The following is a 13,565-nucleotide window of genomic DNA, read 5'->3' as shown; positions in this document are numbered from 1 at the left end:
TTCAACCCCTGGTCGGGTGTCGGTCGGGAAGCTGGATGCTTGCGACCTGTTCGGCAATCGGAGCGGCCGCCAGCGGATGGTGTTCGCTGTTCGAGAAGGCCGAGGGGTCGCTGACCGATTGCCACCTGTTGCCCAAATAGACTTCCAGGCCCGCGAACTTGGCCTTGTACCCCATCTTGGGGCTGCCCGGCACCCAATAGCCCAGATAGACATAGGGCAGGCCGGCCTCGCGCGCGATATCGATATGGTCGAGGATCATGTAGGTGCCCAGAGAGTTCTGCGGCTGATCGGGGTCGTAGAAGGAGTAGACCATGCTCAGCCCGTCATCCAGGACGTCGGTCAGGCTGACGGCGATCAGGTTGCCGGTTTCCGGGTCGGCATATTCCACCACGCGGCTGCGGATCGGGGTTTCCTCGATCATCGCAGCAAATTCGAACACGTCCATATCGGCCATTCCGCCATCTGCGTGACGCGCATCGAGATAGCGCCGGAACAGTTCGTACTGGTCATCGGTGGCCCAGGGCGAGGTTGCACGCCGCTGGAGATGCGCGTTGCGTCGCGCCGCGCGTTTCTGGCTTTTGCTCGGGTGGAACGCCGACACGTCAATCCGCGCCGAAAGGCAGGCGGCGCAATCGGCGCAGGATGGCCGGTACAGTACGTTCTGCGAGCGCCTGAATCCCTGTTGCGACAAGGCGTTGTTCAGGTGATCGGCACCTTCACCCTGAAGCGCGGTGAACAGCTTCCGCTCAACCCTGCCCTCGAGATAGGGGCAGGGTTGTGGTGCAGTCACATAGAACTGCGGCGCAATCGGCAGCGTGTGTCGCATGAAGGCCCCGTGTTTCCTCGGGGATCATGATAGCAACGCAAATCCGGGTCGCCAAGTCCCTGAAACGGTTGGGTTCAGGCGCGCTGGTTCAGCATGACGGTGCCCAGGAAGGCATCGGTCAGGCCCTGGTTGCGGGCGCTGGTCAGCATCATGATGACCGAGATGATCTGCAGGATCGGGAAGGCCATGCTGACGAAATACCCCGCAGTGTGGGCCACGGCCTTGCCGGTGTCCATCCGTTCGCCGAAGGCGTCGCGCAGCTCGATTCCCATGAATCGCATGCCCAGCGTGGCAGAGCCGTTGGCGATGGTGACCACCCGGTAGACAAAGCTGACCACTGCGTAGATCAGCGCAAGCACGAAAAGCCCCATGCCAAAGGTCAGCAGAATGGCGACCGTGCATAGTAGCGAGATGAAGGCGATGTCGAACAGCCAGGCGAAGAAACGTTTGATCGCCACCGATTGATAGAATTCTGGCTGGCGGTCGGGATCAGGCAGGTGGGTCATTGCAGGTTCCGAATATCCGTTGGGGCGCCCTGTCCCTAAACCGGGGCAGGGCCAGTGTCCATCAGGCGGTTTCGCCTTTGTCGTCCGCATCGTTGGCGCGGGCGCGCTCGTCCATGAACTGGTCGAACTCGGCCTTGTCCTTGGCCTCGCGCAGGCGGCGCAGGAAGGCTTCAAAGTCCTGCTGCTCGCGCTCCAGCCGGGCCAGGGTATCGGCCTTGTAGGCATCGAACGCGCTGTTGCCCGAGGGCTTCATCGCGCTCATGTGGCTGTGCCACGAATGGCGGCGGCTGCAGGATTTGCTGAACATACGTTTGCTCCAGATCATGTAGGCAAGAAGGGCCAGCCCGACGGGCCAGAAGAAGATGAAACCAAGGACCATGGCGGCGATCCAGGCGCCTTTGCCCTTGTCGTCCAGCCAGGTTTCGGTGCGGTGCAGCCATCCCGGGTTGCGGGGGACGGCGGATTCGGACAATGCGGTCATGTGGGCTCTCCTGGGTTGATGTAAAACGCTTTCACATTGATGTAGATGGGGGCGTGCGGCCGGGTTGCAAGGGATCAATGTGAAAAAGATTTACATTTTTGTGCGTCCGTGCGGATCGTCCCCACAGGGCCGCTTTGCCCCATTGACCTTGGCGGACGGCAATGTGCAACTTGCGCGCATGAGCGAAGCCCTGTCCATCATCCGTGTTCCGCGCGCCTATGACTCCGATCTGGGGCGCGAAGCCGTTGCTGCCGTGCCCGATCTGACGTCTGAACAGTCCGAGTTGATCCTGGGCGCCGCTGGCAGCAGCCCCTATCTGAACGGTCTGATCCAGCGCGAAGGCGACTGGCTGGCGCAGGCCTTGCGGGACCCGCAGCAGGCGATGGAACGCGTCATGTCCAAGGCCCGTGCCCTGCCGCCCGACCAGTTGAAGCCCGGTTTGCGGCTGGCCAAGCGCCGCGTCGCGTTGCTGACCGCGCTGGCCGATCTGTCGGGCGCATGGCCGTTGGAACAGGTCACCGGCGCGTTGACCGACTTTGCGGCGCTTGCCGTGGACATCGCGGCCAAGGCCGAGATCGCGGCGCTGATCCGGCGCAAGAAACTGCCCGGCATGACCGAAGACGACGTCGAGACCGCCGCCGGGATGGTGATCCTGGCGATGGGCAAGATGGGCGCGCACGAGTTGAACTACAGCTCGGATATCGACCTGATCGTGCTGTTTGACGAAACCCGGTACGATCCCGACGATTTCTATGAGGCGCGACAGGGCATGGTGCGGGCCACGCGCAATTTCTGCGCCACACTCAGCGACAAGACGGCCGATGGGTACGTGTTCCGCACCGATCTGCGGCTGCGCCCCGATCCCGCGGTCACCCCCGTCTGCATGGCGACCGAGGCGGCCGAGCGCTATTACGAAAGCCTGGGCCGTACATGGGAGCGTGCAGCCTATATCAAAGCCCGCACTTGCGCCGGTGACATCGCCGCCGGGCAGCGGTTTCTGGAAACCCTGCGGCCCTTTGTCTGGCGCCGCCATCTGGATTTCGCCGCCATCCAGGACGCCCACGACATGCGCCTGCGCATCCGCGAGAACAAGGGCACCGGGGGGGCTCTGACGATCCCCGGCCATGACATGAAGCTGGGGCAGGGCGGCATTCGCGAAATCGAGTTCTTTACACAGACCCGGCAGTTGATCGCCGGGGGCCGTGACCCCGATCTGCGGGTGTGCGGCACGGTTCCGGGACTGGCGGCGCTGGCGGCAAAGGGCTGGGTGCCGCAGGACGTGGCCGACAAGCTGACCGACCACTACCGCGCCCATCGCGAGGTCGAACACCGCATTCAGATGGTGCATGATGCGCAGACCCACAAGGTGCCGCAATCGCCTGACGGGATCGAGCGCATCGCCTGCCTGATGGGCACCACCAGCGCCGAGCTGACGGCCGATCTGACCCGCCGCCTGACCGAGGTGCACGAGCTGACCGAGGGCTTTTTCGCGCCCGGCGCCGGCCCCGCGCCGACCGCAGCGCCCCCGCTCGCGTTCGACGCCGGCGTTCTGGCCCGGTGGACAACCTATCCCGCGCTGCGCTCGCAAAGGGGCGCGCGCATATTCGAGCGGCTCAAGCCCGAACTGCTGGCACGGCTGGCCAAGACCGCCCGTCCCGACGAGGCGCTGCTGGCGCTGGATGGGTTTCTGGCCGGATTGCCCGCCGGTGTTCAGCTGTTTTCCTTGTTCGAAGCCAACCCGCATCTGATCGACCTTCTGGTCGATATCGTCGGCACCTCGCACGCGCTGGCGTCGCACCTGTCGCGCAATGCGCAGGTGTTCGACGCGGTGATCGGCGGCAGCTTCTTTGCCGAGTGGCCCGGTCAAGCCGCGCTCCGGCAGGAACTGGCTGCGGCCCTGTCCGCCGAGACCGACTATGAAACCCAGCTGGACCTGGCCCGACGCTGGTGCAAGGAATGGCATTTCCGCATCGGCGTGCATCACCTGCGCGGGCTGATCGATGGGCTTGAGGCCGGTCGGCAATATGCCGAGCTGGCCCAGGCCGTGATCGCCGCGATCCTGCCTTGTGTCGAGCATCAGTTCGCGCGAAAGCACGGGCCGGCGCCGGGCAGGGGCGCGGCGGTACTGGGCATGGGGTCGCTGGGGGCGGGCCGGATCAACTCGCAATCCGACCTGGACATGATCGTGATCTATGACCCGCAGGGCGAGGAGACGTCGGATGGCCCGCGGTCCCTGGCCACGCGTACCTACTACGCGCGTTTCACCCAGGCGCTGATCACCGCGCTGTCCGCGCCCATGTCGCAGGGACGTCTGTACGAAGTCGACATGCGCCTGCGCCCCTCGGGAAATCAGGGGCCGGTGGCGACAAGCTGGGCCAGCTTCACCCATTACCAGCAGAAGGAAGCCTGGGTGTGGGAACATCTGGCCCTGACCCGCGCCCGCGTGGTCGCGGGCGAGCCCGGGCTGGCCCGCGACATCGAGGCCTTCCGCTCCGACTTCATCGCGCGCCCGCGGGACGCGGGGCATGTCCTGCGCGAAGTCTCGGAAATGCGTGCGCGTTTGGCGGCAGCCAAGTCTCCCGCCGGGATCTGGGATGTCAAGAATGGGCCCGGCCGCCTGCTGGACATCGAACTGATGGCCGAGGCCGGGGCCTTGCTGGCGGGCTCGGCGGAACGCGATGTGGCCTCGGGCCTGCAGGGCGCCGTCGCTGCGGGGCTGCTTGAGGTCGCTCAGGCGCAGGTCTTGTGCGAGGCCTATGACCTATTCTGGCAGGTGCAATGCGCTGCGCGGCTGCTGTCGGGCAGGGTGATCGAGGCCGACAAGATCGGGCAGGGGGGCACGGCCTTTCTGTGCCGGGCCACCGGGTTTGAGCAGGTCGAACAGTTGCAGGCCGCATTGCAGGAAAACTATGCTGCCGCCGCCGCCATCATAAGCGCGGTGATCGAGGAGGGACGCGATGCCGCGCAGTGACGACCCCAACGACCCTAAGGGCCTGATCCGCGAGGCCTATCGCATCGAGGGCATCGCCTTGCCCGAATGCCGCAGCATCTTTCTGGACTGGGCGCTCAGCCTGCCGGACGGGCGCGACCAGAAGCAGGCGCTGACCGAGTTGCACGCTTTCTATGCCGCGCGCGATGCCGATCATCCCATGACACAGGTCTTGCGCGAAGGGCTGGATACCGCGCAGGCCCCGCGCCGGCGCGGCGGTTGGCGTGCCCGGCCACGGTGACCCAATCGGGGCTTTCCTGCCCGCGCAATCGCGACTATGAGGGCGCCATGACGCAATCCACCACGCCCGACCGCCCCAGAATCCGCCTCAAACCCAAGGCCAATGCCCGCGCCCTGCGCCACGGCTTCCCCTGGGTCTATGCCAATGACGTCGTCACCGACCGGCGCACCCGCAAGATCGCGCCCGGGGCGCTGGCCGTGCTCGAGGATGACAAGCGTACCCCGATCGCGCTGGTGGCAGTCAATCCGAACTCCAAGATCATGTGCCGGGTGTTGGATCGCGACCTGTCGGCGCAGCTGGATGCCGGGTGGTTCGAAACCCGCCTGCGCCGGGCGCTCGACCTGCGCGAAGGCCTGTTTGATGCGCCGTTCTACCGGCTGGTCCATGCCGAGGCCGACGGTTTTCCCGGTGTCATCATTGACCGGTTCGGCGACGCCTGCGTGATCCAGCCCAACGCCGCGTGGGCCGAGGCGCATCTGGACCGGCTGACCGACGCGCTGGTCGCGGTGACAGGGGTGACGACCGTGCTCAAGAACGCCGCGGGCCGCACCCGTGGGCTGGAAGGTCTGGATGACGAGAACCAGACGCTGCGCGGCACCGCGCCCGATGCACCACTGCCCGTTCCGATGAATGGCGCAATCTACATGGCCGACCTGACCGGGGGCCAGAAAACCGGCCTGTTTTACGACCAGCGCCCCAACCACGCCTTTGCCGCCCGCTTGGCGGGCCCCGGTGCGCATGTGCTGGACGTGTTCAGCCACGTGGGCGGGTTTGGCCTGGCCATGCTGGCCGGTGGCGCCGAACACGCGCTGTCGGTCGATGGCTCGGCCGCCGCGCTGACTCTGGCCGAGCAGGGCGCCGTCGCCTCGGGCTTTGGCGACCGCTTTGAAACCCGACAGGGCGATGCCTTTGACGTCCTGACCCAACTGGGCGAGGACGGTGCGCAGTTCGACGTGGTCATCTGCGATCCGCCAGCCTTTGCGCCGTCGAAACAGGCGCTGGATGCCGGGCTGCGGGCCTATGAGCGGATCGCCCGCCTGGCCGCACCGCTTGTCAAACCGGGGGGGTATCTGGGCCTGTGTTCCTGCTCGCACGCAGCAGACCTGACCCGCTTCCGCGAGGCCTGCGCCCGTGGCATCGGCCGGGCCGGGCGTCAGGCGCAGATGATCCACACCGGCTTTGCCGGACCCGACCATCCGCAACTGCCGCAACTGGCCGAGAGTGGCTATCTGAAATCCGTGTTCTACCGGCTGTGAAGGCGGTTCTCGACACCTGCGTCATCTATCCGACGGTGATGCGCGAGATGCTGCTGGGCGTGGCGGCGCGGGGCCATTTCACCCCGCTCTGGTCGGCTCGCATCCTCGAAGAATGGGCCCGCGCCGCCCGCAAACTTGGCCCCGAGGGCGAGGCACAGGCCCGGGCCGAAATCGCGTTGGTGCAGGCACATTGGCCGCAGGCCGAACGCCCCGACGTGCCCGGCCTCGAACAGCGCCTCTGGCTTCCCGATCCGGCCGACACGCATGTGCTGGCCACCGCGGTCGCCGCTTCGGCCGACACGATCATCACCGTCAATGCCAAGGACTTTCCAAGACATATCCTGGCCGAAGAGGGCCTTGCCCGCATCGACCCCGACAGCTTCCTTCACGGCATCTGGCAGAATGATCCGATCGGCGTCGAACAGGTGGCTCAATCGGTTCTGACCGAAGCCAACCGCCTGTCGGGCGACAGCTGGACCTTGCGCGCATTGATGAAAAAGGCCCGCCTGCCGCGCCTCGGCAAGGCTCTGGCGGCCTGACCGCTTCATCTGGCCCAAAATATCCCGGAGAGCGCGAGAGGCTGGCCTCTCGCATCCTGACCCTCAGCCACGCTCCCAACGTTGCTCAAGGGCCTCCAGCGCGGCAATCCGCTCGTCCGTCTTGGGATGGCTCATCAGCCAGGCCGGAACCACGCCCGCCCGTTGCTGTGTCAGATCCTCAAGCTTGTGAAACAAGGATTTCTGCGGTCCGATCCCGATTCCGGCCTTGGTCAGCAAGGCGGCTGCGTATTCGTCCGCCTCATACTCGTCCGCCCGCGACAGGCGCGAGGCCAGCAGCGCGGTCAGCGCATTTGCGATCCACGCGCCGATGAAGGGAATGAACCGGTTGAGAAGCATCATCAGCGCCGCCCGCATCGCGTTCTGACCGGAAAAATCGATCATCCGCCGCCGGGCATGGCCCAGCGCCACATGCCCCAGCTCGTGCGCGATGACGCTGGCCATCTCCTCGGCCGAGACCTCGCCGTTACGGAACTTGCGATAGAACCCACGGGTTATGAAGATGCGCCCGTCCGGCGCGGCCAGTCCGTTCACCGGGTCGATTTCGTAGATATAGACCGGCACGCGCGCCACATCCAAGGCGGCGGCCAAGCGGTCGGTCATGCGTTTCAATTCAGGATCGGCCAGTTCGGTCGACTTCGCATCCAGCTCGCGATGGGTGCGCCAGACGGAAATCCGATACATCACAATGGCATAGGCGATCGCCAGCAGAATTGGGGTCAGACGCAACATATCTCAGATATGGGCGGATCGGGATGCGGGGGCAAGTCGTTCCTCATCACTTTCGGGCAACATGGGCGACTTGGGGTAGTTCATGAGTCGGAAATCGCGCGATGTCAGATCGCAAATTCCATATTTCAAAGGTTGAAATGAAGGCAAAAGCCTTCTAGGGCACAGCGCACGCTGTGCGAGCGCGCGCTATGCAAGAGGGACAAATGGCCAATACAGACTCAGAAGCCCGGCACCTTGAAACATTGGATCGTGACCTGCGGCGGTTTTCCCGCCTCGAGGTCGCAACGGCGCAGGTCGGGCGGCCGTTTGTCGGATCGGGCATCGCATTCGTGTTTATCGTAATCGCCGGGATCACGGCTGCTTTGTTGTTCGGACAGGCCAGCAACACGATGATCGTTGTGATCGCGGCCATGTTCGGCGCTTACATGGCACTGAACATCGGGGCGAACGATGTGGCCAACAACATGGCTCCGGCGGTGGGCGCGAACACCCTGACCATGGGCGGCGCCATCGCGATTGCTGCAATTTTCGAAAGCGCCGGCGCCCTGATCGCGGGTGGAGACGTGGTCTCGACCATCGCCAAGGGCATCATCAATACCGAAAGCATGGGAACGGCAACTGTCTTCATTTGGGCCATGATGGCCGCGCTGCTGTCTGCCGCGCTTTGGATCAACCTTGCCACCTGGATAGGAGCTCCGGTCTCGACCACGCATTCGGTCGTGGGGGGCGTCATGGGGGCAGGGATCGCAGCGGCGGGGTTCGGTGCCGTCAGCTGGGGCAAGATGAGCCAGATCGCTGCAAGCTGGGTCATCTCGCCGGTTCTGGGCGGTGTCATTGCTGCTGCTTTCTTGTGGTTCATCAAGTCCCGGGTCATCTATCAGGACGACAAGATCGCCGCGGCGCGCAAATGGGTTCCGGTTCTGGTCGGCATCATGGCCGGGGCGTTTGCCTCGTACCTTGCGCTGAAAGGCCTCAAACATCTGTTCAAGATCAACCTGCAGACGGCCTTGGTGATCGGCCTGGTCAGTGGCGTGCTGATCTGGTTGGTGACGATTCCGGTCATTCGTCGTCAGGCCGAGGGGCTGGAGAACCGCAACAAATCGCTCAAGATCCTGTTCGGTATTCCGTTGATCATCTCGGCGGCGCTGCTCAGCTTTGCGCATGGGGCCAATGACGTGGCCAACGCCGTCGGGCCTCTGGCCGCGATCGTTCAGGCCTCGGCGGTGGGTGATTTCACCCATGCGGTGAACATTCCGCCCTGGGTCATGATCATCGGCGCCTTTGGTATCTCGTTCGGCCTGTTCCTGTTCGGGCCCAAGCTGATCCGGGTGGTCGGCAGCCAGATCACCAAGCTGAACCCGATGCGGGCCTATTGCGTGGCGCTGTCGGCGGCGATCACCGTGATCGTAGCCAGCTGGCTTGGCCTGCCGGTCAGTTCGACCCACATCGCCGTTGGCGCGGTATTTGGCGTCGGGTTCTTCCGGGAATGGGACGCCGAGCGGCGCCTGATCAAGGCGCGCGGTGCCGTGCCGGAACGCCCGGTGCTTGCCCCCGAAGAGCGCCGCCGCCGCAAGCTGGTGCGCCGGTCGCATTTCCTGACGATCATCGCGGCCTGGGTGATAACCGTGCCCGCAGCGGCCCTGCTGTCGGGGCTGCTGTTCCTGGGAATTCAGGCAATCGCCGGATAAGACCAAAGCCGGGCTGTCGCTACCGCGTCAGCTCGCGCATACCGCGTTCCAGCCCGGCCAGCGTCATCGGCACCATCCGGTCTTCGAATATCTCGCGGATCATGCCGATCGAATGGGTGTACTCCCAGTATTTCTCGGGCACCGGATTGATCCACAGGTTCGACGTCCACTGCTCGCGCGCGCGCTGCAGCCAGACCTGACCGGCCTCTGCGTTCCAGTGCTCGTTGGCACCGCCGGGATAGGCGATCTCGTAGGGCGACATCGAAGCGTCACCAACGAAGATGCATTTGTAGTCGGGGCCATACGTCCGCAGCACCTCATGCGTGGGGGTCTGCGCATCCCACCGGCGTCGATTGTCGCGCCAGACGCCTTCGTACAGGCAGTTGTGGAAATAGAAATATTCCAGGTGTTTGAACTCGGCCCGCGCGGCCGAAAACAATTCCTCGACCACCTTGACATGCGGATCCATCGAGCCTCCCACATCGAGGAACAGCAGCACTTTCACCGCATTGTGCCGTTCGGGCCGGGTCTTGACGTCCAGGTATCCGTGCTCGGCCGTGGCGCGGATGGTGCCGTCGAGGTCCAGCTCTTCGGCGGCGCCCTCGCGGGCCCAGCGGCGCAGGCGTTTCAGCGCGACCTTGATGTTGCGGGTGCCCAGCTCGACCGTGTCGTCCAGATTGCGGAACTCGCGCTTGTCCCAGACCTTGACCGCGCGCTGGTGGCGGCTTTCCTTCTGACCGATGCGCACACCTTCGGGGTTGTAGCCATAGGCCCCGAAGGGCGACGTGCCCGCGGTGCCGATCCACTTGTTGCCGCCCTGATGGCGGCCTTGCTGATCTTTCAGCCGCTCGCGCAGCGTCTCCATCAGCTTGTCGAATCCGCCAAGCGCTTCGATCTCGGCCTTTTCCTCGTCTGACAGGTGCTTCTCGGCCATCTTGGCCAGCCACTCGGCCGGGATGTCCACAGCCTCAAGCACCTGATCCATGGTGATCTCGGACAGCCCCTCGAAGCTGGCGGCGAAGGCGCGGTCGAACTTGTCGATGTTACGCTCGTCCTTCACCATCGAGACACGGGCGAGGTAGTAGAACGCCTCGATGTCGTAGGTGGCCAGCCCCTTTTTCATCCCCTCCAGAAAGGTCAGGTATTCCCGCAACGAGACGGGGATGCCGGCTTTTCTGAGGTTTTCGAAAAAGGGAATGAACATCCGGTCAGCCCACCATCCGAACCAGGATCAACGACGCCACCAGCCCCAAAAGGGCGAAGGCGATGCCGTATCCGGCGGCGTATTGGGCGATGTCGGCCCCGCTGCCCTTGCGCCTGCGTGCCGTCAGCGCGCCCAGAATCGCTCCTACGATCGCCATGCCCCAAACCAGTCCCATTCGCTTGCCATCCGTTTGCTGTGTCACGGGTTGCGCAGCGCGATGTTCTGCACCAGCGCGCGCACCACCAATTCAGAACCGAAGGCGTAGCGCGCCCACCCCAGACTGTCCAGCCTGACGGCGCGTGCCGTCTCGGGGCGAGCGGCCTGATCCAGCGCTTCGGATTTCAGCAGCAGCAGGGTTGCCAGCAGTGCGGCGTTTTCGGCCCGTCGCGCCGTTTCTATGGCCGTGTCCAGTTGCGGCAGCATGTCCGGCCCCCGGTCCCGTCCGAGCGCATAGGCTGCAATCTGGGCGATGACATGGGCCTGATGCACTTCGGTTCCGGGCGTATTGCGCAGGAATTGCATGGCAATCGCATATTCGCGCTGTGCGCCTTCGGGGTCGTCATACTGGATCATCCGGCCCTTGAGATAGTGCGGATAGGCGCGCCGGTGGTCGGTCCAGCCTTGCTGCTGGCCGATCCGCATCGCCCGGTCCAGCGCGCGCAGCCGCCGGGGCGAGGGCGCGCCGTTGCCCACCGCGATCTGCACCGCGTCGATCCAGGCGCGCGGCGTGGCCGATACCGCCTGGGCGGGAAGACGTGCGCCGCGCGGATTGAGGCGCGCGATCACGCCGGGGATCACCTGCGCGACCTCATCCCGCGTCATGCCGGTGCGCAGCTCGGGCGCATAGGCGGCCCGAAGGATCAGCATGTCGAACCCGGTCAGGGTGGTGTGGAAATTGTCGTCATTGAACACCGAATCCGGCAGGCGGTACATGTCGTTCAACGGACCCAGCGCCTGCGCCAGTTCTTCGTTCAGGCAATCGCGGATTTCCTGCGGGCTGACATCGTTGGGGATGAAAATGCCCAGCCGCTCGCGGCTGCGCAGGGCCGACCAGCTGCTTTTGGGTTTGCGCCTGTCGCGGCGGTATTCCTCTAGGCTTTGGGCGTTGGGTACGACGAAACAGGCCGCCTGCGGCAGAACGCGCTGGATCTGGCGCTGGGGGACGGCCTGGATGGTGATGTTGGCCGGCCCGTCCGGGACCTGCCGGATGTCGATCCCGGCCTCGGTGCGCAGGCGCGTCAGAACCCGGCTCAGATCGGCCTGCATGGTCGGGGCCGGCGTGCCCGTCAGGCGCAGCGTGATCGGAGTTTCGAACCGGGTGAACACGGGCAACGGGGTGCCGCTTTCCAGAAAGAAGAACAAGTCGAGAAAATCGGTGGCGATGTTGGCGTTCGAGCGCATGGGCGGAACCGGGCGCGGCGCGCCGAAGGATCTGGCCGGGGGCAGGGTGCTTTCGGTCGATTTGACCTCAGCGGGCAGTTCGATCGTTTCGACCGTACTGCAGCCAGCCAGCACCAAAGCCAGAACGAAGGCCGCCAGCCTTGTCATGGACGCTGATATTTGATGAACGGGGTCAGTTGCCCGACCCTGTCATACAACCGGCGCGCAGCGTGGTTGAACTCTTGCGTCAACCAATAGACCGAGGGCGCGCCCCGGCGATCGGCCTCGGCATAGACGGCCTCGATCAGGGCGCGTCCGACGCCGGTGCCGCGCACCTGCGGATCGGCGTAGAGGTCCTGCAGGTAGCAGACATCCTCGGTCTTCCAGGCGTGGCGATGAAACAGGAAATGGGTCAGCCCCACCAACTGCCCGTCGCACTCGGCCACAAGGCAGGAAAAGTCACGGGGGTCATCGCCCAGCAGGCGCGAGAAAGTGCTGTCATAGACCGCTTGCGGCAGCTCGGTTTCGTAGAAGGCCAGATAGGCGCGCCACAGAGCGGCCCATTCCGGTCGGTCCTGGGCGGTCAGAGGGCGAATGCACGGCTGGGTCACATTGGTGGCCTTTGCGGTCTGGTTGCTCGATTGGTGGCCGCGGAAGGGCGCGCGCCGATGCTGGCATCAGGTGCGCCCCAAGGCAAGCCGCGATCACGGAATGGTCAACGACCGGCGCGCTTCAGCGCTTGGCGCGCGCCATGAAGGCCAGCCGTTCGAACAGGTGCACGTCCTGCTCATTCTTCAGCAGGGCGCCGTGCAGCTTAGGCAAGGCGTTGACGCCGTCGCGCTTAAGGTCCTCGGCGTCCAGATCCTCGGCCAGCAAAAGCTTTAGCCAGTCCAGCACCTCGGAGGTCGAGGGCTTTTTCTTCAGCCCCTGCGTCTCGCGGATTTCGTAGAACTGGGTCAGGGCGGTGGTCAGCAGCGCTTCTTTGATTCCCGGGTGGTGCACCTCGACGATGCGGCGCATCGTGGCCTCGTCGGGGAAGCGGATATAGTGGAAGAAACAGCGGCGCAAGAAGGCGTCGGGCAGTTCCTTTTCGTTGTTCGAGGTGATGATGACGATGGGGCGGTTTTTGGCCCGGATGGTTTCGCCGGTCTCGTAGACATGAAACTCCATCTTGTCGAGTTCCTGCAGCAGGTCGTTGGGGAACTCGATATCGGCCTTGTCGATCTCGTCGATCAGCAGCACGACCTTTTCTTCGGCCTCGAAGGCCTGCCACAGCTTGCCCTTCTTGATGTAGTTGCGGACGTCGTTCACGCGCTCGTCGCCCAACTGGCTGTCGCGTAGGCGACTGACGGCATCGTATTCGTACAGGCCCTGCTGCGCGCGGGTGGTGGATTTGATGTTCCACTCGATCATCGTCAGTCCCAGCGCCGAGGCTACCTGCTTGGCCAGTTCGGTCTTGCCAGTTCCGGGCTCACCCTTGACCAGAAGCGGTCGTTCCAGCGTCACGGCGGCGTTCACCGCGATGGTCAGATCGTCGGTGGCAACATAGTCTGCGGTGCCTTCGAAACGTGTGGTCATGTGGCCCTCGTGATGATTGTCGCGCAGCGCGCCGGCAAAGAACTCGGGCACCGGGTTACCGGCAGGGGTGACCTTTTACAACCCGGGTCGCAGCGTCGCGGTTTGGGCCCGGCCAATCGAACCGCCC

General features: G+C 64.5%; 14 protein-coding genes. 5 read left to right on the top strand and 9 right to left on the bottom strand.

The features are described from left to right. Window position 1: 1 nt before the first annotated feature. The 3 genes from AC2FMN_RS03850 to AC2FMN_RS03840 form a co-directional block, all read right to left on the bottom strand. Window positions 2-826: an arginyltransferase gene (locus AC2FMN_RS03850; RefSeq protein WP_496686399.1), complete on the bottom strand. Its 825-nt coding sequence runs from the start codon at window positions 824-826 to the stop codon at window positions 2-4. A 74-nt stretch (window positions 827-900) separates the two neighbouring features. Further along, entirely contained in the window at window positions 901-1,332 is a 432-nt protein-coding gene (locus tag AC2FMN_RS03845; RefSeq protein ID WP_496683890.1) for an RDD family protein, read from the bottom strand. Between the two features lie 61 nt (window positions 1,333-1,393). Further along, a complete protein-coding gene (locus AC2FMN_RS03840) occupies window positions 1,394-1,813 on the bottom strand; it encodes a DUF2852 domain-containing protein (protein WP_496683893.1) in 420 nt (139 codons plus the stop codon). A 178-nt stretch (window positions 1,814-1,991) separates the two neighbouring features. On the opposite strand from AC2FMN_RS03840, the gene glnE reads away from it, so the two are divergent. Genes glnE through AC2FMN_RS03820 form a run of 4 tightly spaced genes read left to right on the top strand, consistent with a single transcriptional unit; the run spans window position 1,992 to window position 6,838 of the window. Then, window positions 1,992-4,784, top strand: coding sequence for a bifunctional [glutamate--ammonia ligase]-adenylyl-L-tyrosine phosphorylase/[glutamate--ammonia-ligase] adenylyltransferase (gene glnE, locus AC2FMN_RS03835; protein ID WP_496686396.1), 2,793 nt, complete (start codon window positions 1,992-1,994; stop codon window positions 4,782-4,784). Further along, a complete protein-coding gene (locus tag AC2FMN_RS03830; protein ID WP_496683899.1) occupies window positions 4,771-5,043 on the top strand; it encodes a hypothetical protein in 273 nt (90 codons plus the stop codon). Before glnE ends, AC2FMN_RS03830 begins: the two co-directional genes overlap by 14 nt. Before the next feature lie 47 nt (window positions 5,044-5,090). Continuing rightward, entirely contained in the window at window positions 5,091-6,299 is a 1,209-nt protein-coding gene (locus AC2FMN_RS03825; RefSeq protein WP_496686393.1) for an RSP_2647 family RNA methyltransferase, read from the top strand. After that, window positions 6,296-6,838 carry an RSP_2648 family PIN domain-containing protein gene (locus AC2FMN_RS03820; RefSeq protein ID WP_496686390.1) on the top strand — a complete coding sequence of 181 codons (543 nt, stop codon included), beginning with the start codon at window positions 6,296-6,298 and terminating at the stop codon, window positions 6,836-6,838. The genes AC2FMN_RS03825 and AC2FMN_RS03820 overlap by 4 nt, the downstream gene beginning before the upstream one ends. A 63-nt stretch (window positions 6,839-6,901) precedes the next feature. On the opposite strand, the gene AC2FMN_RS03815 is transcribed toward AC2FMN_RS03820, so the two are convergent. Beyond that, entirely contained in the window at window positions 6,902-7,588 is a 687-nt protein-coding gene (locus AC2FMN_RS03815) for a M48 family metallopeptidase (protein WP_093962334.1), read from the bottom strand. A 203-nt stretch (window positions 7,589-7,791) separates the two neighbouring features. Here AC2FMN_RS03815 and AC2FMN_RS03810 point away from each other — a divergent pair, with 203 nt between their 5' ends. Continuing rightward, window positions 7,792-9,276: an inorganic phosphate transporter gene (locus AC2FMN_RS03810; RefSeq protein ID WP_496686388.1), complete on the top strand. Its 1,485-nt coding sequence runs from the start codon at window positions 7,792-7,794 to the stop codon at window positions 9,274-9,276. Window positions 9,277-9,295: 19 nt separating this feature from the next. On the opposite strand, the gene AC2FMN_RS03805 is transcribed toward AC2FMN_RS03810, so the two are convergent. The 5 genes from AC2FMN_RS03805 to AC2FMN_RS03785 form a co-directional block, all read right to left on the bottom strand. After that, window positions 9,296-10,480 (bottom strand): vWA domain-containing protein, encoded by a 1,185-nt coding sequence (locus AC2FMN_RS03805; protein ID WP_496683910.1) that lies wholly within the window; start codon window positions 10,478-10,480, stop codon window positions 9,296-9,298. 4 nt (window positions 10,481-10,484) lie between these two features. Continuing rightward, the gene (locus AC2FMN_RS03800; RefSeq protein WP_496683914.1) at window positions 10,485-10,655 is read right to left on the bottom strand and encodes a hypothetical protein; all 171 of its coding nucleotides are present in this window, start codon (window positions 10,653-10,655) and stop codon (window positions 10,485-10,487) included. 23 nt (window positions 10,656-10,678) lie between these two features. Further along, complete coding sequence (locus AC2FMN_RS03795) at window positions 10,679-12,028, bottom strand: DUF2927 domain-containing protein (RefSeq protein ID WP_496686385.1); 1,350 nt, start codon at window positions 12,026-12,028, stop codon at window positions 10,679-10,681. After that, window positions 12,025-12,471: a GNAT family N-acetyltransferase gene (locus AC2FMN_RS03790; protein ID WP_496686383.1), complete on the bottom strand. Its 447-nt coding sequence runs from the start codon at window positions 12,469-12,471 to the stop codon at window positions 12,025-12,027. Before AC2FMN_RS03790 ends, AC2FMN_RS03795 begins: the two co-directional genes overlap by 4 nt. A 121-nt stretch (window positions 12,472-12,592) precedes the next feature. Then, a complete protein-coding gene (locus AC2FMN_RS03785) occupies window positions 12,593-13,438 on the bottom strand; it encodes an AAA family ATPase (protein WP_496683935.1) in 846 nt (281 codons plus the stop codon). Between the last annotated feature and the right edge of the window lie 127 nt (window positions 13,439-13,565).

This window comes from Ruegeria sp. BHSC037 (genome assembly GCF_059613045.1).
This window is presented reverse-complemented; position numbering and strand designations above follow the sequence as displayed.